The sequence below is a fragment of the Pectobacterium versatile genome, assembly GCF_020166435.1.
GTDB lineage: Bacteria > Pseudomonadota > Gammaproteobacteria > Enterobacterales > Enterobacteriaceae > Pectobacterium > Pectobacterium versatile.
This window is the reverse complement of record NZ_JAINZP010000020.1, coordinates 1-25,109: the sequence shown is the minus strand read 5'-3', so window position 1 is coordinate 25,109 and position 25,109 is coordinate 1. Positions and strand designations below refer to the sequence as shown.

At 49.0% G+C, this 25,109-nt stretch carries 15 protein-coding genes and 2 pseudogenes; 10 read left to right on the top strand and 7 right to left on the bottom strand.

Going from position 1 to position 25,109, the window contains the following annotated elements:
* Positions 1-259 precede the first annotated feature (259 nt).
* The 8 genes from K7X24_RS17630 (at position 260) to pfkA (ending at position 14,761) form a co-directional block, all read left to right on the top strand.
* On the top strand, positions 260-4,003 hold the full coding sequence (locus K7X24_RS17630) for a DUF4132 domain-containing protein (protein ID WP_224556250.1): 3,744 nt from the start codon (positions 260-262) through the stop codon (positions 4,001-4,003).
* Positions 4,004-4,072: 69 nt separating this feature from the next.
* The gene (locus K7X24_RS17625) at positions 4,073-5,182 is read left to right on the top strand and encodes an ATP-binding protein (RefSeq protein ID WP_224556248.1); all 1,110 of its coding nucleotides are present in this window, start codon (positions 4,073-4,075) and stop codon (positions 5,180-5,182) included.
* A 184-nt stretch (positions 5,183-5,366) separates the two neighbouring features.
* Positions 5,367-7,928: a DUF5682 family protein gene (locus tag K7X24_RS17620; protein WP_224556246.1), complete on the top strand. Its 2,562-nt coding sequence runs from the start codon at positions 5,367-5,369 to the stop codon at positions 7,926-7,928.
* Positions 7,925-9,076: a VWA domain-containing protein gene (locus tag K7X24_RS17615; protein ID WP_224556241.1), complete on the top strand. Its 1,152-nt coding sequence runs from the start codon at positions 7,925-7,927 to the stop codon at positions 9,074-9,076. The genes K7X24_RS17620 and K7X24_RS17615 overlap by 4 nt, the downstream gene beginning before the upstream one ends.
* On the top strand, positions 9,073-11,145 hold the full coding sequence (locus tag K7X24_RS17610; protein ID WP_224556239.1) for an SWIM zinc finger domain-containing protein: 2,073 nt from the start codon (positions 9,073-9,075) through the stop codon (positions 11,143-11,145). Before K7X24_RS17615 ends, K7X24_RS17610 begins: the two co-directional genes overlap by 4 nt.
* A 295-nt stretch (positions 11,146-11,440) precedes the next feature.
* Positions 11,441-12,628 (top strand): sugar transporter, encoded by a 1,188-nt coding sequence (locus K7X24_RS17605; RefSeq protein ID WP_224556237.1) that lies wholly within the window; start codon positions 11,441-11,443, stop codon positions 12,626-12,628.
* Between the two features lie 61 nt (positions 12,629-12,689).
* Complete coding sequence (gene fieF / locus K7X24_RS17600; protein ID WP_224556394.1) at positions 12,690-13,592, top strand: CDF family cation-efflux transporter FieF; 903 nt, start codon at positions 12,690-12,692, stop codon at positions 13,590-13,592.
* 206 nt (positions 13,593-13,798) lie between these two features.
* A complete protein-coding gene (gene pfkA, locus K7X24_RS17595; protein ID WP_012821982.1) occupies positions 13,799-14,761 on the top strand; it encodes a 6-phosphofructokinase in 963 nt (320 codons plus the stop codon).
* Between the two features lie 259 nt (positions 14,762-15,020).
* Here pfkA and K7X24_RS17590 read toward each other — a convergent pair whose 3' ends face one another.
* The 4 genes from K7X24_RS17590 to K7X24_RS17575 all read right to left on the bottom strand — a co-directional run bounded on the left by K7X24_RS17590 (position 15,021) and on the right by K7X24_RS17575 (position 20,495).
* Entirely contained in the window at positions 15,021-16,358 is a 1,338-nt protein-coding gene (locus tag K7X24_RS17590; RefSeq protein WP_224556236.1) for an exo-beta-N-acetylmuramidase NamZ domain-containing protein, read from the bottom strand.
* Between the two features lie 32 nt (positions 16,359-16,390).
* Positions 16,391-17,470 (bottom strand): hypothetical protein, encoded by a 1,080-nt coding sequence (locus K7X24_RS17585; protein WP_224556235.1) that lies wholly within the window; start codon positions 17,468-17,470, stop codon positions 16,391-16,393.
* Positions 17,471-17,497: 27 nt separating this feature from the next.
* Entirely contained in the window at positions 17,498-19,369 is a 1,872-nt protein-coding gene (locus tag K7X24_RS17580; protein ID WP_224556234.1) for a glycoside hydrolase family 3 protein, read from the bottom strand.
* 265 nt (positions 19,370-19,634) lie between these two features.
* The gene (locus K7X24_RS17575) at positions 19,635-20,495 is read right to left on the bottom strand and encodes an SIS domain-containing protein (protein WP_198999133.1); all 861 of its coding nucleotides are present in this window, start codon (positions 20,493-20,495) and stop codon (positions 19,635-19,637) included.
* A gap of 226 nt (positions 20,496-20,721) precedes the next feature.
* On the opposite strand from K7X24_RS17575, the gene murQ reads away from it, so the two are divergent.
* Positions 20,722-21,630, top strand: a complete 909-nt coding sequence (murQ, locus tag K7X24_RS17570) for an N-acetylmuramic acid 6-phosphate etherase (RefSeq protein ID WP_224556233.1) — start codon at positions 20,722-20,724, stop codon at positions 21,628-21,630.
* A 2-nt stretch (positions 21,631-21,632) separates the two neighbouring features.
* The gene (gene murP / locus K7X24_RS17565) at positions 21,633-23,084 is read left to right on the top strand and encodes a PTS N-acetylmuramic acid transporter subunit IIBC (protein ID WP_224556229.1); all 1,452 of its coding nucleotides are present in this window, start codon (positions 21,633-21,635) and stop codon (positions 23,082-23,084) included.
* A 342-nt stretch (positions 23,085-23,426) separates the two neighbouring features.
* Here murP and K7X24_RS17560 read toward each other — a convergent pair whose 3' ends face one another.
* The 3 genes and pseudogenes from K7X24_RS17560 to K7X24_RS17550 form a co-directional block, all read right to left on the bottom strand.
* Entirely contained in the window at positions 23,427-23,897 is a 471-nt protein-coding gene (locus tag K7X24_RS17560) for a hypothetical protein (protein ID WP_224556221.1), read from the bottom strand.
* An 89-nt stretch (positions 23,898-23,986) separates the two neighbouring features.
* Positions 23,987-24,782 (bottom strand): annotated as a pseudogene (locus K7X24_RS17555) (IS5 family transposase).
* Between the two features lie 68 nt (positions 24,783-24,850).
* Positions 24,851-25,109: pseudogene (locus K7X24_RS17550) on the bottom strand (hypothetical protein); the annotation flags it as partial.

The following is a 25,109-nucleotide window of genomic DNA, read 5'->3' as shown; positions in this document are numbered from 1 at the left end:
TGCGACTCGCTTCGGCGGGTTTTTTTTATCTGAAAATAGCCACGCAATTTCTGATGTTTTCATTAATATTGCGATATTTTCAACTAATTTTATTTTCGACTAAAAATTTGGATTGAATCTACATTAACTAGATTTATTCACTATAAAAACAAAAATAAGGAAAACTAAAATTTGTAAAAAAAGATGATTTTTGAAATTGAGAATAATCACAATTCATGCTAAAAAAGTACTGTTTATCTATACATAATTAGGCGCTGGCATGACAAAGAAATTATTCGATTTTTTATCCATTTTTGGCGATAAAGAAGTAACGTCAACAGAGAAACTGCTGCAAGAATCCCTATTTCCGCTTGCAGAACTTGATAAAGTTTTGCCAAAAAAACTATTTCACTATGTCATGACAGGTACTGAACCTGAGGTTCTTTATGCTCTAAATCAGCTGGATGCCAGTAAAACGATCGTGCTTCTGGATAAGCCTGGGACGCTTGATTGGTGGTATGTTCAGAATAACCATTTTAACTCCAGCGAATATAATAAAATAATAAGGCAAGCGAGAAATTCGCGCTATAAACTCTATTCCATGGTAGGTAAAGAGTTAACGAACGAACAAACGGTACGTTTCGCGAAGGTATTGGCTGCGGCATGTCAGGGTAAAAATGTAAAACTGATAACCAATGAAGTGCCAAGCTGGATGATTTATTTACTCTGTGATGCGCTGTCCACTACGTTAAAAAGCACATCCAATGAGAAAATGAAATTAACGCATCGTGCTGGCTGGAGCATTCAACTTCTTACTGAACTGATTGCCAATGAGCAGAGTCATGATGCAGGTGAGAATATTTTATTTGTTATTTTTGATAGAAAAGAAATATCAGAATACTATAATTCAGGACTAAGTATTTTCTTTGAACTTCCTGATTTACAGATATACATTGAGCATCATGCGCAGTTTGTTCGCACAACATTGGTTGAAAAACTTTCTGCATCTGGGTTGGTTCAGTTTCTGAAGTATTTGTCCGAGCGGGAAACACTGCGCGTTTTGTTCTCAGATGTGATTGTTAAGTTGGCAATAGATCAAAAAAAAACGGTACGTGTTGAAGCTGAGCCGCTGCTAAACATTCTTCCTGCTGACGATGTTAAAGCCCATTTAAGCGATATTCTGTTTAACGGAACGCCAAAACAGCGATCTCTGGCTGCCGATCTTTTTGCTCGTCAGGGTGAAAATAAAGCGATTTTAGAACGCGCCTTGCAGCTAGAAAAAAGTAAAGCCGTCATAAAAAATATTGAGAGTGCGATGACGCGTTTTGACGTTGTCGATACGGCACAAGATATTGAATTTCCTGAATTACCTGAGCTAACGTTGCTTGTTGATACGCCGCTGCCTGAAAGCGCAAGAGATATTCTTGTCGAAAATTTTATCGAGATGCTGGAAAAAGCACGAGTCAGTGCTGAAAAAGAGATAGCTGAGAATGTATCGGGCCAGAATAAATATACATGGGCACAAAAATATTATAAAGAATTCCAAAAAATCACCGTCGAACACTGCCGTACCTTGATCGACGTATTGAATACTGACGATGTTCGTCTGTCTAAAGAAGATATTAGTATTATTCAATATAAAAAGCGCATTAGAAATCTTCCTGATTTTACGCTTTATCATGCTATGAGGATTATTTCAAATAATAAAAAAAACAACCTCAGTTTAAATTCATATCAAATGGAAAGTGAAATTCCATTTCATATTATTGCGACATTAGAATTACGTCAGCTTGAAGATGTTTTACAAAAATTAGCCTGCCGTGAACCCGCACGAGTAGTCGCTGCGCTCTGTTTAGAGACTTATCATAATGGGCTGAAGATCTTTTCTAAATCGGAGCAACTCTGGCCATTTTTCTCTCTCTATCCCGATTATATTTCCGAAGCGTTAGGCTTATTGCCTAATAAGAGCGATAGCCAATATAGAAAATTTGAATTAAGCCATGCCTTTGAGCTGCTCGGTAAATATCCTGCCATTCCTGTACAGTTTATTCCACGGATTATGGAGCTGGCATTAGGCGAAAATAAAACGTTTCGCATCAGTGCACAGCAACTGCTTGAAAAATTGCCGAACGTACATGTGAATGCACAGGAAAGCCTACATTCCGCGAAACAAGAAATCCGTATTACCACGATTGAATGGCTTGCGCGGATAAAACATAAAGACAGCATCGCACCGCTTTATACGTTGTTAAAAAAAGAGAAGAGAGAAACCGTCCGTGCTGCATTGCTGGCGGCGTTAGAGCAGTTTGGTGAGGATATTTCTTCCTATTTGTCAGAAAAAATCTTGCGTGAAGAAGCATTAAAGGGGTTGAAGACAAGCCCTCCCGCGAGCATGAGCTGGTTTGACTATAACGCGATACCATCATTGAAATGGGAAAACGGGAAAATCGTCGATGCTGACATCATCAAGTGGTGGATCATTCTGGCGGTAAAATTAAAAATGCCCGCGGGTAATACGTTATTACAGCGCTATGTTGGCTTATTAGCTAAAGAAAGCCAGAAGATGCTGGGCCACTTTATTTTACATACCTTTATCACGCAGGACGTAAAAAATCCGTCACTGGAAGAAGCGATGCTGGAAGCACATAAGGATGCGCCGAGACGCTTAAAAAGCTATCAACGTTATCTTGAACTTTACCCTGAGTATTACCAAAAATATGAGCATTACACGTTGGAGCAGGCGACTGAAGAAATAAAGCATGAAGTCTTACGGCGCTATTTAGGTTCTGCCATCACCGAGAAAGGCATGCTGGCGTTGATTAGCCATATCGAAGGCCATGTTGCTGTCTCTGCATTACGCAATTACACACGTGACCATTATCAGCGTCGTTCACAGATCGAAGCGATGATCAGCGCGATGGCGATTAGCGACGATCCGCTCATTATCCAATTGTTGCTCTCCCTTTCACGCCGCTACCGTACCGCGGCGATTCAGGGAAAGGCGCGTGAGTTAGTCAAAGAGATTGCCGACCGCAATGGCTGGAGTGCCGATGAGCTGGCCGATCGCACGATCCCTACAGCGGGGTTGGATGAAACGGGCATACTGGTGCTGGAATACGGCGAGCGGACCTTTACTGCACGCATGGACAGCAAACAGAAATTAGTGCTACTGAACCCAGAAGGCAAAGAGATTAAAGCCCTGCCTGCGGCGCGTAAAACGGATAACGAAGAGCAGATAAAAGAAGCGAAAAAGCTATTCTCATCAAGCAAACAAGAGCTAAAACAGGTGATCGATCTGCAAACTGCACGCTTGTATGAATCGATGTGTGCTCAGCGCCAATGGTCAAGCGAGGACTGGCAGACTTACATCATGAGTCATCCGGTGATGCGTCCGTTAATCGAACGCTTGGTGTGGCAAGAGGTGAAGGGTGAGCAAGTGCTCAACACCTTCAGGCCAACGGATGACGGCAGCTTAATTAATCTTGAGGATGATGAGGTTGAATTATCAAGCGGTACGGTGATTCAGCTTGCACATGCCGCGATTGTCGATAACGAGACGCGTGAGGCCTGGCTTGCGCATTTTAACGATTATAAAGTGACGTTCTTGTTCTCGCAGATGGTGAACACGCTGCCCGCACTCGAGAGTAAATTGGTTGAAATTGAGGATAAAAAAGGCTGGTTGACCGATACGTTCACGCTGCGCGGTGTTTTAACCAAAATGGGATACCAGCGTGCGCAAGCGGAAGATGGCGGGTCGTTTAGTCATTATTACAAGCATTTCAGTAGCTTGGACTTGTACGTCAATATTGGGTTTAGCGGTAGCTATGTGCCAGAAGAAAATATTCCAGCGGTCTTGTTTGATTTGAGCTTTGAGAAAAATCAGCAAAATTATTGGGATCGCAACAATCTGACATTACGGGACGTCCCGCCTATTTTACTGGCAGAAAGCTATGCCGATTACCTGAAAGTCGCACAGGCCTGCTCGGGATACGATGCCGACTGGGAAAGCAAAACGCCTTGGTAATCTAGTTATGGAGCCAGCACGCCACGTGCTGGCTCCATTCATTATTTTGTGGTGAACAGAGACACGAACATGGAAAAACACTCACCGACAGCCAGCAATGTGCTTCGTCAGCAGGCTGAAATCCGCTTTGCCGATGAATTAACGCGCCTGACCAACGCGGATAAAAATAACCCTAAGCCGCAGGGCTGGCTGCGTTCACCGCGTGCGGTGCGTCAGTTTATTTTAGGCGATGATGCCTTAGCTATTTCCGCGAAGTTTTTTGGTGATAACGCGCTGGTCGATCGGGCGATTGTCACCCTGCTGGGGAAGCAGGGGTTAATGCTGGTTGGCGAGCCCGGAACTGCAAAATCCATGCTGTCTGAGCTGTTTGCGGCGGCGATCTCGGGAGATTCCGGCTTGACCATTCAAGGTACGGCGGGAACAACGGAAGACCATATCAAGTACTCATGGAACTATGCGCTGCTGCTTGCTGAAGGCCCCACCGAGCGCGCGCTTATCGGTTCACCGCTCTATCAGGGGATGATGCAGGGCAGGATTGTCCGTTTTGAGGAAATCACCCGCTGCCCGCCGGAAATACAAGATGTCCTGGTCTCTTTGATGTCTGAAAAACAGCTGATGATTCCTGAAATGGGTGAGCAAGGGCGGATCAGTGCCAAGCCCGGTTTTAACCTGATTGGCACGGCGAACTTGCGCGATCGCGGCGTACATGAAATGTCAGCCGCATTAAAACGGCGCTTTAACTTTGAAACCGTCAGGCCGATTCAAGACCCCGAATTCGAAATTGCGCTTATTCAAACGCAGCTTACGCGTGAATTGGGCGATCTGGCCGCGCTTGTCACCGTACCACCGAGCGTCATTGAACTGCTGGTGACCACATTCCAGGAACTGCGCTCGGGCAATACGCGCGACGGTGGCAGCATCAAAACGCCAGATGCGGTGATGTCGAGTGCGGAAGCGGTCAACATTGCCTATGCCTCCGCGCTTGAGGCGCATTATTTGGGCGATAGCACGCTGAATGCGGGCGCCATCGCTCGCCAGATTATCGGTGTGGTACTAAAAGATAATCCTGACGATGCAAAACGTATGCGCTACTACGTTGATAACGTGGCGCGAGAAAGGGCAAAAAGCAGCGATGATTGGAAAGCGTTTTATGATGCCTCACGACAGTTTTGGAAGTAAGACCGTGGCCTAATGCTAGTCACTCTTAAGCCTCATATTAGGAGAAACACAGGGATGAGGTTCCCGCAGGGACACCTCGCCCTGTGGTCGCTCCGTGTATCTCGGCTCTTAAACGATCGGCATTAGGCTGTAGTCCATTGTTACTGATTACTTCACGGACACTTTTTCATGAGGAAACGCGCTGGTGAGTCTTTCGAACATCGTATTGCCCGCACGGATGGAACAGGCGCTGGCAACATGGGATTTTTTGCAGTCGCAGCAGATCTATTTTGCACCGGTTCGCCACCATAGCCCAGCTTGTGCCTACGGCCTGCTGTCATTGATTGATGATATCCGCCCCGATCACATTCTGATTGAGGCACCGGTCAGTTTTAATCACCTGTTGCCCGATTTGCTTCACCCTGACGCGAAGCCTCCTATCGCGGTGATGGGGCAGGCTGACTTTCAAGCCCGCGAGTCGCAAGAGGGAGAAACGCCGCAAGCAACCACGCGCAGCGCTTTTTTCCCTTTTTGTGACTACTCGCCTGAATGGGTTGCGCTGCACGCAGGGCATCGTCACAACGCGACGCTGCGCTTTATTGATTTGCCGTGGGTTGAGCAAATCGCGATTGAGGAACGTCAGAATGACGTCAGTCAGAGCCTGCAAGCAGAGCGTTATCTCGCCCACAGTCAGTTTATTTCGGTACTCGCAAAAAAATGCTATTGCCGCGATCACGATGATTTGTGGGAGCACTTATTTGAATTACGTTCGATTGAGGCGCTGACCGATTGGCAACAACTTTTCCGCGATACGCTAGTCTGGTGTGCGTTAGCGCGACTGGACTATGAGCCTCAGGTTTTGGAAGCGGAGGGATCTGCACAGCGCGAGGCGCATATGCTCGCCGCTATCATGCAGGTTCGTGCTGAACATCCAACGGGGAAAATTCTGGTCGTGACTGGGGGTTTTCATTCGCTGGCGCTGCTCGAAGGGCTGTCTCACGACGCTAAATCGTTCAATGCCTTCACGGATGCTGCTAAGAAGCAGTACCAAAAACAGCTGAAGCAGGCGGAAAACGACAGTGCGTGGTTAATCCGCTACAGCTTTGACCGATTAGATGCGCTCAATGGGTATGCCTCTGGCATGCCTGCGCCCGCGTACTATCAGCGAAGCTGGCAAATGCTCATGGCGCAGCGGGGCGACCGGCTGGCGGAAACGGGGCGAGCGCTCACGACGCAGGAACACCGCAATAACATGGGGATGCGTTTTTTGTCGGAGGTTGCCAGCCTGCTCCGCGCTAAATCTTTTGACGATCCCCCCAGCTATATCACGGTAAAAAATGCGGTAGAGCAGAGTGTTCGCTTAGCGGCATTGCGCGGGCATGAAGGCCCCGGTCGTTATGACCTGCTGGATGGGCTACAAAGTAGTTTTATCAAAGGCAGTATTGATGATGCGCAAAGCGATCTGTGGCTTGAGATCAAAAAGGCGTTCTCCGGCCATGCGTTAGGGCAGATTCCAGCAGGCAGCGCGACGCCTCCGCTGGTTGATGAAACCTATCGATTAGCGAAATATCACCGCTTTAAACTTGATGACACGCTCGTCAAACTGAGCCGTTTGGATATCTATCGCAACCTGCAGCATCGTGCCCGCAGCCGCTTTCTTCATCTGTTAAGCTTCCTTGAAGTGGGTTTTGCAACGCGCAGTAATGGCCCTGATTTTTTGAGCGGTCACAATCTCGACCTGCTATTTGAAGAGTGGCACTATGCGTGGACACCGTCGATCGAAGGGCGATTGATTACGCTCTCGGAGAAGGGAAGCCAGCTCGAAGCGATAGCCATCGATAAATTACTCTATTTGGAAAAGCAGTTAGAGGAACAGGGGCAGAATCGGTCAAGCAAGAATGCGGTACGTGTGCTGATTCAGGCGGCGCTGTTGGGGTTACCGTCGCGTGTAGCTGGGCTATTCCGTTTATTGCATGACGATATACACAATGATTTTCGGTTAAGTTCGCTCGTTGAATGCGGGCATAGCCTGATTCATCTCTGGCGCGGGCGTGACTTTCTTGGCTTACGCAATCAGCCTGAGCTAACTCAACTGCTGTTTAAGCTGATTCCACAGACATTGTTTTGCTTACCGACCATCACCGCGGGTGATGAGTCACAGCAGGAAGAACATTTTACCGCATTGCTTGCCTTGCGTGAGCTGATTGAATTTATGCCTACGCTCGATCCCTCCAGTACCGCCAGCCGCGATTTTTACCACCAATTGCAGCAGATCGCCCCAGCGTTAAAGGACGTGCCTTTGTTAAAAGGGGCGGTTGATGCGCTGCGCTATCTCGGTGATGAAATTGATGAACAAACGCTTGATGACCATCTATCGAACGTCTTTAGTCAGGGCAGCGACCCTGAGCAGGCGGTTCGCTATTTTGTGGGGTTAATGCGCGCCGCCCCTGAGCTCATTATCAAAACCCCGCGTTTGGTCGATAAGTTAAACGCGCTGATGTCGCAGTGGGATGATGATCGTTTTCTGCATGTGTTGCCCGATCTTCGCTTTGCCTTCAGCCAACTCACACCGAAGCAGAATGCGACGTTAGCAAACTATATCGCTGAACAATGTGGTTTCTCTGAGCCGGAAATGCATCTTTGGCAAACGGATTTCACGGAGCAGGAACTGCTCCAGACGATGCAGTTAAACCAAAAGCTGAAACAGCAACTGGCGGAAAACGATTTACTGTCATGGTATGAAAAAGAGAAGGGTGCAGCCCGATGAGTGCGCAAGATCCGCAGTCTGGTGATAAAGAAAAAAACGGCAAACGCTGGCGATTGATTCTGGGCCACTATGCCGACGAGGCATTAGGTAAAGCGGCCTTTGACGCACACGACCTGAAAGTTGAGCGTACTCTGGATTATCTCTATCGCCGTGAATATCAGCGTCGTGGGCTTAAGCAGGAAGGAGGACGGCACGGCTCTTTGGATCAGTCTCAACTGACGGCGGTTAACTGGCTCAATCAGGCGCGTAAATTGTTCCCCAGCAGCACGTTTGAACGAATGCAGTCGCAAGCGATTGAACGCTATGAAATCTCGCATTTATTCAACGACCCGCAGGCTCTGCAAGCGATGGAACCCACGCCCGCGCTGGCTAAGGCGTTATTGAGCTTGCGTGGACGGATGAATGAACAAACGCGTGAAGCGGTACGTGACATTATTCGCAAGGTGGTCGATGAGATATTACGCACGCTGAGGCCGACGTTTACGAATGCGCTCACCGGTCGCCGGAATCGATTCCGACGTTCACCGATTCCCAGCAGTCAAAATTTCGACTGGCGCACCACGATTGCAGCCAATCTTAAGCATTTTGATCGTGAGAAGAATCGGCTGGTCATTGAAACACCGCATTTTAATTCACGCATGCAGCGTCATATGCCGTGGGATGTCATTTTGTGCGTAGACCAAAGTGCTTCGATGTCCAGTTCAGTGATGTACGCGGCGGTCTGCGCCAGCATTCTGGCGGCATTGCCGGCGGTACGGGTTTCACTGATTGTATTTGATACACAGGTGGTTGATTTATCGCATCTTGCCCACGATCCGGTTGACGTGCTGATGACGGTGCAACTGGGGGGCGGGACGAATATTGCGAAGGCTATGCAGTACTGCGAACAGCAAGTACAAAACCCGAAACGCACCATCGTGACGTTAATCAGCGATTTTGAAGAAGGCGGTGCGCTGAATCGCCTGCTCAGCTGCGTGCAACGCATGCACAGTCAGCAGATCACGCTGTTAGGGCTTGCGGCGCTTGATGATGCCGCACAGCCGGTATACGACACCGCAATCGGGCAAAAATTGGCCGATCGCGGTATGCATGTTGCGGCGCTGACGCCGGAGCACTTTGCGCAATGGCTGGCGGAGGTGATGCGATGAGCTGGCAATCCCTTTATCTGAATTATGATGACGATGCACTGAGCGTTTTTGCGAATGTCGGTTTGCTGCGTCGGGCAAAAAAAGATCTGGCTGGCGACAACGTGACGTTGGTAACGGACGCTGAGCAAGAAGGGCATTTTGTCAGCGATGGTCAGCAGGTGGTGCTGAATGCGCAAGGGATACAAACCGCACGGTGCGATTGTCCAGCCTCGGGCTGCTGTAAGCACATTTTGGCGGCGGTGCTGTGGTTACAAGCCCATGCTGAATGCGGTGCGGAACAGACCAAAGCCCCATCTGAGGAAGTCACGGCAAAACCGATAGATGTGCTCGCCGAGATCTTACAGCTTGATCCTGATGCGCTAATGAAGCAGGTCGGCAAAGGGCAAACTCGGCATGCCGCGCAATGGGTACAGATGTGGGCAGAAGAATCGGTGAGGACGGAATCGCTACCCAACCAGCTTAAAATTCACCTGCCAACGCTGGAAAGTCCCGTTATCTATCTGGCTGGGGCGGGATTTGCTGGCATGTTGTCGGATTTCTTGCGGGAGAAGCAGCCTGCCTTGCATCTTGCCGCCATTGCCTGCCTCTTTGCCGCCAATCAGCGTGTCTGGCCGTGGCCCGAGGATTGTCTGACTCAGGAAACGCAGGTGCGGGCGCTCCATGCTGATGAACGTACGCTGATTGCTACGCTTAATGCGTTTATCCAGGACATCATGAATCAGGGGCTGTCGCACATCAGTAAAAGCAGTGCGCGACAGCTTCACTTGCTGAATATGTCCGCGCGTGCGGAAGGATTGCCCCGGCTGGCGGGCTACCTGCGCAATGTGAGCGGACAGGTCGGTCTATTGGCGGACAGGCATTACAGTCTGGAAGAGCGTGATGTGCTGCTGTTCATTGCCCGTCTGTCGGCGTATCTATACCAGCTTGAGCAGGCGACGCCTGAGCGCTTGCTGCACCTGCGCGGGCAGGTACGGCGGCAGTATCAACAACAGCCGGAAGCCTTATCGCTTGTACCATTGGGCGCGCAGTGGTGGGTCACCGAAGGCGGTGCGCGCGGTGCCACCTTTTCATTTTGGGATAGTGAAAACCAGCAATTAGTGCACTGTACGCAAGCGCGGGCTGATTACCATGATGTGACGTTTAGTCAGCAGGGCGTATGGCAGGGGCAGGCCATGTGGAAACAGCTGGGCGAACACATCATGCGCGCTCCCTTTACGCTGCACCACCCGCGTTTTTCTGACGATGGGAAATTGGCCGCAGGCGGTGACAGTTACGCGAATCTTGAGGGCTCGCCGTGGCCTGCCGTCGCCTATGCGCAGTGTAAATCGACGTGCGGCATTGCCGACTGGTCGCAGCTGTTTCACTATTTTGAGCAAGAGAATCAGGATTACCCACAGCCTCTGCTGCTGCATGTAAACCGCTATGAACCTGTCGTCTGGAATGAGGTGGAGCAGCGTGTGGTCTGGCCGGTCTTTGATGACGCGGATAATGCGCTGTATCTGAGCCTAAACTGGGAAAAAACGCAGCATCAGCGCATAGACAGGCTCAAACAGGCCACTCAGCAAAAGTGGGCGATTGTAGCAGTGCTGGTTCAGCCCCGTCGCCGTGGGAATGACATTGATCTCCAGCCCTATTCTCTTCTGGTGAGTGATGGCAGCGCGGTGACCGCGTTTTGTTTAGATTTTCAGACTATCAAGACCAAGAAAACCGTGCCCAGTTTTATTAGCCATATTCAAACGCTATTTGCGGAGAGAAAGCAGCGTAAAACGGTGCAGCGTCCCTTGCCCACGCTGGCACAGCGGGTTTGTCACCCAATTCTTGATGTGCTGGACGCGCAGGCCTGCACCGGACGTCGACATTTAACCTCAACGCAAAGAGAGCAGTTACACCACAGCATGAAAACGGCCAATGAGCTGGGCTTAACGCTGGTTGAAAATGCATTGTCGCACTATTTAGCGCAACCCCAGCCGGAAGTGGATAGCCTGCTGCGGATCGTCTTTCTTTGCGACAGGCTTCAGCGTTTTCAAACTGCGCTGCCGATTGTGCTACGTGAATCTTCACCAGCGTAACGTCCATTATTCCAGCAGAGAATAGGATAAAGGCAGAGCAAGAAAAGCGCGAAAAAAGACAGCGTAAGGGAGTGGTAAAGCGTAGAATATGGGCATCAAAAATGATGCTCATGAATGTTCCCTTACCTGTCTTTAGGCTTTTGGCTGACATCCTCATAAAAGCACGCTGAAATACCCTTGGCCGCTCGCCGATTACACGGTGATGTCATACTTTCCCTGTACCATTGCTTCATCGCGTTAGCCTCTGCCACGACAGGGGGCGCATTCTTTTATTTTAACTTTTGATATCAATACAATGACCCGTTCTTCCCGTTCGACCGCCTGGTTACGCGTCGTCAGCCTTTCTCTGGCGGCATTCATTTTTAACACCGCTGAATTTGCCCCTGTCGCGCTGTTGTCAGATATCGCTGCCAGCTTTTCCATGAGCGCCGCGCAGGTCGGGCTGATCATCACGATTTACGCCTGGGTGGTTGGGCTGATGTCGCTGCCCTGCATGCTGATGTCCAGCGATATGGAGCGGCGCAGCCTGCTGATCAAAATCTTTATCCTGTTCGCCATCAGCAATGTGTTATCCGGTCTGGCCTGGAACTATTGGGTGTTGGTGATCGCCCGTATCGGCGTGGCGCTAGCTCACGCGGTATTCTGGTCAATTACGGCATCGCTGGTGGTGCGTCTGGCACCGGCGGACAAAAAAGCGCAGGCGTTAAGCTTGCTGGCGACCGGCACGGCGTTGGCGCTGGTGCTAGGGTTACCGCTGGGGCGCGTGGTCGGGCAGTATCTGGGCTGGCGTGTGACCTTTGTCCTGATTGGCCTGATCGCTACAGGGATTATGCTGGGTCTGATGAGGCTGCTGCCTGTGCTGCCGAGCAGCAATTCCGGTTCGTTGAAGAGCTTGCCTCTCCTGCTTAAACGTCCGGCGTTACTCTGCGTGTACGGCCTGACCGTCATGATCGTAACGGCACATTTTACCGCCTACAGTTATATTGAGCCGTTTATCCAGAAAGTGGCGTTGTTGAGTGAAAACTTCACCACCATCTTGCTACTGGTTTTTGGCGGTGCTGGCATCATTGGCAGCATGCTGTTCAGCCGCTACAGCAGCAAATATCCGGCGGGCTTCCTGATTGTCTCGTTCGCGTTTCTGGCGGTGTGTTTACTGCTCTTGCTGCCTTTATCATTCAGCGGCTGGAGCTTGTCGACGCTGTGTATCGTCTGGGGGATCGCCATTATGGCGCTGAGCCTGGGGATGCAGGTCAAGGTGTTGACGCTGGCGTCGGATGCCACCGACGTGGCGATGGCGCTCTATTCGGGAATTTATAACATTGGGATCGGCGGCGGTGCGCTGCTGGGCAATCAGGTGATTGTCCATTTGGGCCTGCCCGACATCGGCTTCATTGGCGCGGCGATGGCGATATTAGCGACCGTGTGCTGTATTTTTACGTTTGTCCGCTATTCCCGTGTGTTAAAAACGTCATTAACGAACTGAATACAAGCGACGACCTGAGCTAGTTATTGTATGTAAGGGCATCGTCTTACGTGAGGGCATGATGAATCCACACTATGCACGTCTGGTGACGCTGGCAGCCGTGAGCGCAACGGCTGTGGCGCTGGTGCTGTTCATAATGAAGGTGTTTGCCTGGTGGCACACTGGCTCGGTGAGTCTGTTGGCGTCGTTGGTTGATTCGCTGGTGGATATCGCCGCGTCGCTGGTGAACCTGCTGGTGGTGCGCTATTCGCTGCAACCGGCGGATTCTGAGCATGCGTTCGGCCACGGTAAGGCGGAATCGCTGGCCGCGCTGGCGCAGAGCATGTTTATCTCCGGCTCGGCGCTGTTCCTGATCCTGACGGGGTTGCAACACTCGCTGGAGCCGCAGACGCTGCACGCGCCGGAAGTGGGCATGTGGGTGACGCTCATTGCGCTGGTGGTCACGCTGCTGCTGGTATCGTTCCAGCGCTGGGTCGTGAAGCGTACGCACAGTCAGGCGGTGCGTGCGGATATGCTGCATTATCAGTCCGATCTGTTGATGAACGGCGCGATTCTGGTGGCGTTGGCGCTCAGTTGGAAAGGCATTACGCGCGCCGACTCCCTGTTTGCATTGGGGATTGGCGGCTATATTTTATATAGCGCGTTACGCATGGGGTATGACGCTGTGCAATCGCTATTGGATCGCGCGCTGCCGGAGGACGAGCATCGCGCTATTGCTGAGGTGATTGTGAACTGGCCGGGCATTCGCGGCGCACATGCGTTGCGTACCCGACGTTCCGGCCCAACGCGCTTTATTCAACTGCATCTGGAAATGGATGACACGCTGCCGCTGGTACAGGCACATCAAATTGCAGACGATCTGGAGCAAGCATTACGTGAACAGTTTCTGGGTGCCGATATTATTATCCATCAGGATCCGGTTTCTGCTGTGCCGGAAAATCAGCGTGGCAGATTGACGGCGTAGTCGGCTATGTTTCAGCATTTTATGTTAAAAACGTGATACGCCATGAAAATTTATGCACAATTTAGCCTGACCTGAATCAATTCAGCTTCGGGTGTTTGTTATAATATGCTAATAAAAGAATAAGGCGTTGCTGCCTGTTTCACGGCGGCGGTGAATTTACGATAGAAGAATCCTGCAAAATTACATCTACAAGTCCAGAGGTTGTCATGATTAGAAGAATCGGAGTGTTGACGAGCGGTGGCGATGCACCAGGTATGAATGCGGCAATTCGTGGTGTGGTTCGCGCTGCACTATCGGAAGGGCTGGAAATTTATGGCATTTATGATGGCTATCAGGGCTTGTACGAAGATCGCATGGAGCAGTTGGATCGCTACAGCGTATCGGATGTGATTAACCGTGGCGGCACATTCCTGGGTTCCGCGCGTTTCCCGCAGTTCCGTGATGAAGCGGTGCGTCAGGTCTGCGTGGAAAATATGAAAAGACGCGGCCTGGATGCGCTGGTCGTCATCGGCGGTGACGGTTCCTATATGGGTGCCAAGCGTCTGACTGAAATGGGTTTCCCTTGTATCGGCTTGCCCGGCACGATCGATAATGACGTCGCGGGTACGGACTACACTATCGGTTACTTTACCGCGCTGGAAACCGTGCTGGAAGCGATTGACCGCCTGCGCGATACCTCCTCTTCACACCAGCGTATTTCCATTGTTGAAGTCATGGGACGCCACTGCGGCGACCTGACGCTGGCGGCGGCGATTGCTGGCGGCTGTGAGTTCATCGTTCTGCCTGAAGTGCCATTCAGCCCGGAAGATCTGGTCTGTGAAATCAAAGCGGGCATCGAAAAAGGCAAAAAGCATGCGATTGTGGCGATCACCGAACTGGTGTGCGACGTCGATGAGCTAGCGAAATACATTGAAAAAGAAACGGGACGCGAAACCCGTGCGACCGTACTTGGCCATATTCAGCGCGGCGGCTCACCGGTTGCCTATGACCGTATTCTGGCCTCGCGCATGGGCGCCTACTCTATTGAGCTGCTACAGCAGGGCTACGGCGGTCGCTGTGTCGGTATCCAGAATGAGAAAATGGTGCATCACGACATCGTTGATGCCATTGAGAACATGAAGCGTCCTTTCAAAGGCGATTGGCTGGATACAGCGAAAAAACTGTTTTAGTTTTAATTTTCCTGAACTAAGAAAGCTGATGCACTCTGTCTCTTTGTCCATTTTATGCGAACGAAGAGACAAAGTACCCGATTTCATGCTACCTCGTAGCACGCGCCCGACACGAGGCGGCTCAAGCGTTGCTCGCCCCGTGCTCCTTGGCTTTCGGCACGAATTATGCCGCTACGCGGTGCCTTCGTCGGTCTCTGGCTTAACGTTTACTTGCCCCATAAATGGGGCAGCCTGTTCTACTCCAAACGTCAACGTGGGATTAGTGATAGATTCTGTACTTCTCTCGTAGTTTCATATACGTGTCAATACCCGATTGCCAGTGTGATTCAATAAACGCTACGGTTTCATCCAGGGTGAGTTTTTTCTCGTCGGTTTCGACCAGCAAAGCAGGCAGTTCGCTGGTGCCGGTGAGTTTTGCAAGCCAGGTGGGGCGCAGTAAGAACGCCTGTTCCTGATAGTCCAGATAATTTGCTTCTTGTTCCGGCGCTACCGCCACTGCGTACCCCGCCTCTTTAAAACGCATGCGCCAGTCGACAAAATAACGGATCGTCGGCCTCATAGAGTCCAGCTCTGCGGCGTTGAACCTCTGGCCGCACACCTCTTTCCCAGCCTGTGGCCAGCCTAATTTTTGTTGATTGCCGTCTACGTGGTAGCAGGTGTTGACGTAGAATTGGCGGCTCGGAAAGCCGAGTTGCTCAAACGGATGCTCCGACCCTCTGCCAGTATTCACGCTGGTCGCTTCAAACAACCCTAAGGACGGATAGAGCTGGACCGACAGGTCTCTGCGCAGGTTAGGGGAGGGGGGAACTGGCAGTGAATACGGCGCATCGTGGCTATAATTCGTCATCTCAATCACCTTAAGATCCTGCTCAGGAAACTGATACGCTTTGTTGCCGAAGGATTTCCAGCTCCTGTCATCGAAATGCGTCAGCCAGCCTTCACCCACGATCATGCGGGCGAATTCCCCAGAGGTTAGGCCGTGTACCATTGGCACTGGGTGCATGCCGATGCCAGAGATATTTTTCTCCTCCATAATCGGGCCGTAGACATATTTGCCGAGCGGGTTTGGTCTATCGAAAATCATTAGTTGCTTATGATACTGCTGCAGGCTTTCGAGCATGTGATGTAGGGAAACGGTGTAGGTATAAAAGCGCACGCCCACATCCTGCAAATCGTAAATCACGATATCGATATTGGATAACTGCTCTTCGGTAGGATGGGCGCGATCGCGCCCGTCTCCGTCTTTGCCATAAAGCGATATTATCGGCAGGCCGGTCTTGGCATCCGTATAGTTATTATCACCCAAGCCGGTTTCTGCTTTGCCGCGGAGGCCGTGTTCAACGGAAAATATTGCCGTCACCTTAAAGCCATACTTATTCTGTTCGGCCAGCAATTTATCAATGGTGTGTCGGCCTTCCTTATTTAGCGAGCTTTGATTGACCATTAACCCTACGCGCTTATTGGCAAGCTGTGGCCCATAGATATCTTCCCGATCGATGCCTAAAACAATATCTACGCCTACAACAATATCGCTGGCTATTGCGGTCTGGCTTACGGCGGCAATTAAGAATAATAAATTCAGCAAGAAATGCTTCATTTCCTGTTTCTCCCGATATTTGTTGCTGTAGGTCAGAAATTATGGCGCAGTTCAAGCGCCCAGAACCAGAAGTTATTGCGGGTGCGATCGCCGTTCATCCAGGTTAGCTCTGGACGATAATAAATGTCGGCAAAAATGGAGGTCTGTTTGGTGAACGGATATATCGCCTGGAATCCATAACGGCTGCGATCCTTTTCTTTATAAACAATTTCTTCGTTTCTCGAATTGCGGAAGCTTTGTGTCCCTTTAGTTAATGCCAGGCGCGTATAAGGCATTAACAGCAAACCGTTATCGAATTTATTGCGATAAATGGCCCACAGGAAATGCTCTTTGTTATAGAGCGTATTCACTAGCTGTTCGTCGATATAAAGGTAGTTTAGCCACAGCGATTTTTTCGGCGTGAAGACGAAATTCGCCCCAGCGAAATGTTCGTTAATTTGGCTCCTGTCACGCTTATAAACACCGTAATCACCGTGTGCGCGAGCGTAATCGAGCTTGCGGTCAATTAGGCGGAACGACAGACTGGCATTAAAGCTCACGCTGTCTGAATATTTGTAGTAAGCCTGCGGGCGGATCCAGAATTCATGCCGTTCTTCGCCCTTGCGAATATCGCCCTGATAGGTTGGCGCAGCCAAAGCGGGGTTATCTATTGAGGCGAAGTGCCAGTTGTCATTACGGTAACCAAGACGCAGCTTGGTATTACCCGTTTTACCATCGATGATGAAAGGAAACGTGCGCGTCACCCCAGCCTGCCAGCGCGTGCGGTTATACTCTTTGTTGTTATCCAGATATGTTTTTAAAAACTGCATGTCATACAGCCACAAAGAATCATTCTGGTATATCCAAGCGCCGACATACGGCGAGGTCGCCATACTCCCTTTGGTAAATTTCCAGTTATGGTCGCTGTCGATCTCCTGCTCGGTGCCTAGATAGGTTTCGACATTCCATACTTTTGACTGGAGTTTGTCCTCACTCTCTTTTTTTTCCTTTTCTATTTGTCTGATTCTTTCGTTAAGGCGAATAATCTCTTGGTCATAGCCATTTTCATATTCGTCGGCCATAGCTGGCCCGGTGAGACCGATGACTCCGCACAGCACTACCCTTGTAATCATCTTCATTTCTTAACCACCCTATTCTTTTTATAATGTAGTCAGGCCATAGCCGCGTGGGTATAAAATCTGGCTGTTGTCAGGTGTTCTAATATCGACAGGTAATTTACCATTCGGCCTCGCAAGTACGTCAGATTTACCAGAAGGTCCTTGGAATAGGGTGCGTAAGCCGCTGCGAATATTGGTTTCCAGGCTGTTACGCACGTTATTCGTGACATCGAATCCTGTAATTCCGTAAATGGCAATATTGGCACTCACACCGTTTAAATAAGCAATGTCATACGGGTTTCTCGATGAGATAACGACCAGGGGAATGCTTGTCTGGTAAGCGACATCTATTATGCGCTGCGCATTTATAGGGTTATGTTTCAGGTTGTAAGTTGTGAGGATAATAAACTGTTTTCCGGCGAGCTGATTTTTAATTTCCTGTTCAGATAACGTGTCTTTGTCTAATTTAACCACCTCGTCTTTAACGGATAAATTAATTTTTAATTCATACGCAATCTGCCTTAGATGCTTTTTTATCAGTTCATTACGCGGTTTTTCATCTGAATAAACTATGATCTGGCTGTTCTGAGTTAGCGCGTACGGTAACACATTATCATTTTTAATTAAGGTAATAGCCTGCTCGGAAATTGTGTTTTCAAGCTGTTTATGCGCAGGTGACGCGACAATTTTTTCAGCGCTGGCGGCGTTTTGTGGTGTTGCAGAAATACGCTTGTTTAGCTTGGTATAAACTACTCGCTCGGCGGATTCTTGAATACGTTTTTTTAGCTGTGGATCTTTATCTGCTTCAGCCTTCAAATAGTCATACAGCTCGCCAAGCTTTTGAATGCTCGCGCTGTCTTTAATCTCAAGTGGCATCAGGATGATATCATTACCCGCGCGAATGGCCTGTTTGATGGACCACGATTTATCGAAGTTCCCAGCAATCGCCCCCATATCCATTGCATCCGTCAGGATCAGACCATTGTAATGAAGCTGCTCGCGTAAGATGCCGGTGAGAATAGGTGTGGAAAGCGTGGCCGGGGTGCCAATTTTTTCGCCACTGGTGCTGATCAATTGAGCGTCATCCAGTGAGGGAACCACAACGTGCGCGGTCATGATCGCATCGGAATATGGCATCACTTCGACAAAAGGTTTTAATTCTGTCTGATGCCATGAGGCTTTATTGGTATTCACGCTTGGCAGCGCAAAGTGCGTGTCGGATGTTACGTTGCCGTGGCCAGGGAAGTGTTTAAGCGAGGTCAGCACTGGGTACTGGTGAATGCCCTTGATGTAGGAACGCGCCAGCGTTCCTACCAGCAGTGGATCGTCCGAATAGGAACGTACGCCAATCACAGGATTATTCTGGTTGTTGTTCACATCCACTACCGGGCCGAAGTTGAAATTGAACCCCAGGCTGGATAACTCCGCACCGTGTGTGCTGCCAGCTTGTTCGGCCATTTTCGTAGAGCCTGTTGCACCCAGCGCCATATTACCTGGCATCTCGGTGCCGACCTGCAAGCGAGTCACATATCCGCCTTCTTGGTCGGTACTGATAAACAACGGTAAATTGCTGCGCGCGGCCTGCAGGTTATTGATTAACGCCACGGTCTGCGGCGTAGTGATGAGGTTTTCTCGGAACAGAATCACCGAGCCTAGATGAAACTCATTCACCATTTTACTGACAGTGTTATTCATCTCGATAAAATTTTTTTTCTCAGACTCGTTATTTTCATTCCATGAACGAATGTCGATCATTAACATTTGTCCGAGCATTTCTTCAAAACTCATTCCCGCCACCAGCTTTTCTGCATTTTCTTTAGGGAATTGCCAGAGGTTTTTTAGCTGTGCGTCGGTAAATGTAGCAGCGAAACTACTGCTGCTTAATAATAATAACAAGGGCAGTGTCTTTTTCATTTTCGTCTCCGTGAATAATACTTTTTCGAATTGTACGTTTCATTTTGGATGGTAAAGTGATAATTATCACAGATAAATGATTCGTCATTTTTTCTATTTCAGGAATAGTAGCGCACTCCATAGGAAGCCAAAAATCTACTTAGCCTTATTTATAAAGACTTTTAACAGGAATAATTCTTTCTTTATCGAGAATAATAGCTGAAGGATTTTGTTATCTAATTATTTTATCGATAGTTTTTTCGTAAGAATTATCCTGATAATGATATTAGTCATCTAGATTGTTTATCGTCATACTTACATTTAACGTTTTCGGTCTAGCGATTTCTTTTCGCTGCTGCATCAGTGCAAGGAAGATTAAATCAGTCACGGTGTTCTGCGCGGTACGTGAAGAAATAGACGAGCTGCGCCATTGGTTCTCCTCGGAGATACTTTCCAGCACATAATCCGCCAGTTTTGCCAACGACGTGCTTTTATCGCCGGTAATGACGATGATCTTTGCTCCCTGAGATTTCGCCATCGTGGCGGCAATACGCATATCTTTTCTTGCCCCGCTGAAGGAGATAACAATTTGCACATCGTTAGGTGTCAGGGTCATGGCGGTGGCGATTTGAACGTGTAGATCGGCTTCGGCGAGGCTGAGAATACCGATTTTTTGTAATTTATAGCTCAGATCTTTGGCTGTCAGACCCGAACCCCAGATGCCGACTATTTGCACACGGTGTGCTGTATTGATCAGCTCAACCACTTTTTTAAAAACCGGGAAGTTTAATCGCTGTGTGGTTTCGGTTATTGCTGCCGTTTTCTCATGAGCTAACTTGTGTGCCATCACCATTAAGGTGTCTTCTGAAGAGATGGCGTTATGCAGGGCTTTGTGAGGAAAAGTTTTGTAGAGATCATTGCGACCCAGGTCTTCACTGATTGCCAGCTTCAGAGCCGGATAACCTTTCATGCCTATCTTCTGGCTAAACTTCACCACCGAAGACTGGCTAACGCCGATCTCTTCTGCAAAGTGAGAAGAGGATAATGCCAGAATTTTTTCGGGATTATTCAGAATATATCTGGCTATCTTTTGCTGGTTTTCAGCCAACTCTGGCAGTAACCAGGTGATTTCGTTAAGGACAGACATCAAAAATTCTCCATTGAGGGGAATATATTATTCCAGTGTAGGGGGGGCGATTCGATTTTGGTAATTTATTGTATTTAATTATTTTAATTGTTTCCTTGGTGGTTTTTTTTTGCACTTATTCCAGCGCCTTGACTGAGCTGGAATACAATTTCTCGTGATAATTATCACATTTCTTGAATAAATAACGCCTTAACATTGTTGATAACACAACGAAATGGAAGCCCCGATGGAGATTATTTTAAGTCAGTTGGTTACCGAAAGCCGCAACCCAGCCAGCGAGGAAATCGATGTTCTGCCAACGCTCGACATGCTTGCTGTGATAAACCGTGAAGATAAAAAAGTGCCGGAGGCGGTGGAGGCCACGCTGGTGCAAATCGCGCAGGTTGTCGATCGGGTGGTACAGGTGTTTGCCTGCGGTGGACGGCTGATTTACTGCGGTGCGGGTACGTCGGGGCGACTCGGGATTCTGGATGCCAGCGAATGCCCGCCAACTTATGGCACACCACGTGAGCAGGTGGTTGGTCTGATTGCTGGCGGCCACCCAGCCATTTTGCAGGCAGTGGAAAACGCTGAAGACAACTGCGAAATGGGTGAGCAGGATCTACGCAATATTAATTTCAACTCGCGCGACGTACTCGTGGGCATTGCTGCCAGCGGACGCACGCCGTATGTGCTGGGCGCAATGGCCTATGCGAAAAGCCTTGGCTCAACCGTTGCGGCTATCTCGTGTAACCCGAACAGTGAAATGAGCCAGGCTGCGGATATTGCCATTGAACTGCTTGTCGGCGCGGAAGTCGTGACTGGGTCCTCGCGTATGAAGGCGGGCACGGCGCAAAAGCTCGTTCTTAATATGATTACTACTGGTGCCATGATTCGCAGCGGAAAAGTATTTGGCAACCTGATGGTGGATGTGGAAGCGACTAACGCCAAACTGCTCCAGCGGCAGTTAAACATTGTGGTTGAGGCAACGGATTGCAGCCTGGAAGAAGCGGCACAGGCGCTAGATGCCTGCAATCGTCACTGTAAAACAGCCATTCTGATGATACTTAGCGGTCTTTCTGCGGCAGATGCGGGCGCGCTGTTAAGCAAAAATCAGGGATTTATTCGTGAAGCGCTACAAGAGATAAAGAGTTAGCTATGGCAAAAATCACCGGCTCGACCATCGAACAGATTTTGCGTCTTACCGGTGGGAGTGGAAACATCCTAGTGTGCGGCAACTGTATGACACGCCTGCGTTTGACGCTTAAAGACCGTGAGCGCGTGCAGCATGAGGAGCTCAAGAAAATCCCTGTGGTAATGGGGGTCGTCAACAGCGAAGATCAGCTACAAATCATTCTTGGCCCAGGCAAGGCGCAAACTGCCAGCGAACTGATGAACGTGATGCTGACAGCCGGTGAACAGGCCATGCCGCAGACGGATGAAAATGCCGATCTGAGTAAACTTGCCAGTCAGAACAAGCAGCAGATGAAGGCGAAACAGAACAGCGCGGTGCATAGCTTCCTGACTAAATTTGCCACCATTTTTACGCCGCTGATTCCGGGTTTTATCGCCGCGGGTTTGATGCTGGGGATTGCCACGTTGCTGCAACAAACGCTGGTGGTGGAGGGCGTTGCCCCCGCGGTCTGGCTGACGCAGCTCATCGCTTATATGAAGGTGTTCAGCATCGGTCTGTTTACCTTCCTGAGCATTCTTATCGGCTTTAATACCCAGAAAGCGTTTGGCGGCACAGGGGTGAACGGTGCAATCATCGCATCGCTGTTTATCCTGCGCTATGTGCCGGAGGGCACGGGAGGGTACTACGCGGGCATGGATACCTTCTTCGGGTTGTCTATCGACCCACGCGGGAACATTATCGGTGTGCTACTGGCCTGTATTCTCGGCGCGTGGATCGAGCGCCAGGTGCGTAAGATCGTTCCGGATAATCTGGATATGATCCTCACCTCGACCCTTACGTTACTTATTACTGGGGCGATCACCTTTGTGGTGATTATGCCAGTGGGTGGCGAGCTGTTTAAAGGCATGTCCTGGCTGTTCCTGCATCTCAACGGTAATCCGTTTGGCACCGCCATTCTGGCAGGATTGTTCCTGATTGCCGTGGTGTTCGGCATTCACCAGGGTTTTGTACCGGTCTATTTCGCGTTGATGGATGCGCAGGGTTTTAACTCCCTGTTCCCGATTTTGGCAATGGCTGGAGCAGGGCAGGTGGGCGCTGCGCTGGCGCTGTTTGTGCGCTCGCCAAAAGGGTCGGTGCTGCGAACGCAAATTAAAGGAGCGATCATTCCTGGCCTGCTGGGAATTGGTGAGCCGCTGATTTATGGCGTGACGCTGCCGCGCCTGAAGCCGTTCGTCACGGCCTGCATCGGTGGTGGAGTGGGCGGCTTCTTTATCGGTTTGGTCGCATGGATGGGGCTGCCGGTCGGTCTGAATACCGTCTTTGGCCCGTCAGGTCTGGTCTCCATTCCTTTGATGACATCCCAGCAGGGGATATTTGCTGGCATGGTGGTGTACGTGGTCGGGATTGTTATTTCGTACCTGGCTGGGTTTATAATCACTTGGCTGTTTGGCACTAAAGACGTGGATTTGAGCTAAAGCCGTTGTTGTCTGCTCCTACCTAGCAATAGTGGAGACGTGGCTAAGTGAGTAAACTCAGTAACAGAGGAGATTCACATGACAAAAATACGGTGGCAGTTACACAGAATTATTTACAGGGTCGATAAAATAAAGCTGGAAGTGATCGTTTTACGATCACTTCCAGCTTTATCTTTAACTAATATCGACAGTTTCTTTTCAATTAATTAGAACGTCAAAAAAATTCAATATCCTGCCCGTATATGAGTTTAAGACCAGTAACGTGAGTAGACTTTGTATTTAGTATTAAATCCAATATCAAACGATATGTTTGATAGCAAGGTGATATGACTTTTAATGACATTAAATATCTTCATTGCAGATCTTGATATCATCAGATAACAAATCAACAACAACATGAAAATTTGCCGTTGATTTAAAGTAAATGCTGTCTTTTATTCTTCTTATTTCTATGAATGGGTTAGATGTTGTTGAGTGAATTATCATTTTTATATTGTTATTTACATCTGTTTTAACAATAAATCCTTCATTTCCCATTTCTCCCTCTCCACAGAGAAAAATATTATTTTCATTGACTGATAGTCTATTGTTAATTTGAACTTCAGACCATATTTCATCGTGACTACTAACAAGCTCATTGAAGGTTAATCTTTCACCATATGATATAAAATATTCTTTCTTAAAGGAATGTAATAACGAATCATTTTCAATAAAATATATATTTATATATTGTACAATTCCAGATTCAAAAATGACTAAATCTAGGCCTGGTAATTTATTGTCAATCCATTTTATTTTCAACTCATCTATCATGACTTACATTTCCCTTTTGGCGTTTTGCTTACTATACGAGGTTTGTTTGGGACTCTCTCATCAGGTAATTTTACTCTAGGCTGTGTCCCTTAACTTAACAGCCTTTTCAAAAATAACCGGATCTCCCCCAGTTTAAGCATACTCAGATAATTTTTTGCTGTTTTTTCTGAGCGTGTAGCGATGCGACGATTTTCTTTTAATCCCGCAAAGCAGCGCTCCACAACATTACGTTTTTTGTACAACCGTGTATTGAGTTTTCTGCGTTTATCCTGACTGGCTTTATTCCCTTAATCTTCAAATAAATAAGAAGACTTTTCCCTGAGTATCCAGTATCGCTTTTGGACGCGATTTCAGGCACCCACTTTTACGAATAACACCAACTCGGTTGAGCAAATCTTTTGCATACTGACTTTCGTGGGCTTGCCCACCACTCAGACAGAAATTTAATGGCAATCCGGTGCCATCTGTCGCCAGATGGATTTTGGTGCCAAAGCTGCCGCGAGAGCGACCCAGCCCATGATCGTCGAGTTCATCGGGATGTTTTTTTGGCTCCCGCCGCGGCTTTCAGGGTTCGAATATTACTGCCATCAAGCGCGATGACATCCCAGTCAATCAGTGATTTTTCATCCAGAATTTGAAGTGGCTTATTGAAAAGGCTGTTCATTATTCCAGTTTTTGACCATCGATTAAAGCGGTTGTAAATCGTTTATCCAGTGACCATAGCGTTCGGGTAAATCCCTCCACGGTGCTCCAGAACAAAGAACCCAAAATATGCCATTCATGACACGCCTGTGCGCAAGATAAGGCCGACCTCCTTTAGCAGAACCGTTCTCAGGTGGCGGCAATCAGCAACCATGCATCATCAGGGAAATCGTAACGAGCCAAATTGAAGGACTTTTTGTGGTTAAACTATGCTTCGTATTGTACAAAAAATAGTTATGGGACACAGCCTAGGCCTGGGGTTCACCGTTCTGGCTGCTGGTGACAAAGTCGGTTTCCCAGCGTCTGTCGGTATTCTGCCGTTGCTGAACCAGCAGCTCCCAGCCGTTGTGTACCCAGTGTCGGCGGGCAACGCGTTCACCGTTGCGGTAGTGACGCACGTCGGCTATCTGGTCGCCGTCCCACAGGGTACGGAGTTCCTCCTGTGTCTGCTCACAGCGCTTGCCGGTGCGCCGCCCGAACGGGTCATAACGATAGAACCAGCGCTCGCCT